Origin of the sequence: Mesorhizobium sp. M3A.F.Ca.ET.175.01.1.1 (genome assembly GCF_004791945.1) — a bacterium.
Lineage (GTDB): Bacteria > Pseudomonadota > Alphaproteobacteria > Rhizobiales > Rhizobiaceae > Mesorhizobium.
The window spans coordinates 1-323 of the sequence record NZ_SRTP01000245.1; the positions used below are offsets into that span (position 1 = coordinate 1).

1 protein-coding gene is annotated in these 323 nt (G+C 63.2%); it reads right to left on the reverse strand.

Annotation, left to right across the window (positions count from 1 at the left end; genetic code table 11):
- On the reverse strand, positions 1–323 hold a 323-nt coding region (locus EN818_RS31515), incomplete at both ends, for an AMP-binding protein (RefSeq protein ID WP_145972148.1).

A 323-nucleotide genomic window follows, 5' to 3' on the forward strand; every position in this document is an offset into this window, starting at 1 on the left:
CATCGGCAGCGTCCAAAGATAGACCGCGTGCTTGGCCATGCCGGCATGGATGGTGTTGGTGTAGGCCATCAGCGCCGCGCCGCGATGATGGTAGACGACGCCCTTCGGATTGCCTGTGGTGCCGGAGGTATAGTTGAGCGAGATGGCGTTCCACTCGCCATCCGGCATCGACCAGGCGAAGGCCACGTCGCCGCCGGCGACGAAATCCTCATAGTCGAGCGTGCCGATCCGCTCGCCTTTCGGATAGGGCGCGTCGGCGGCATAGTCGGGATCGTCATAGTCGATAACCAATGGCTTGGCCTTGGCCAATGCCAGCGCCTCCC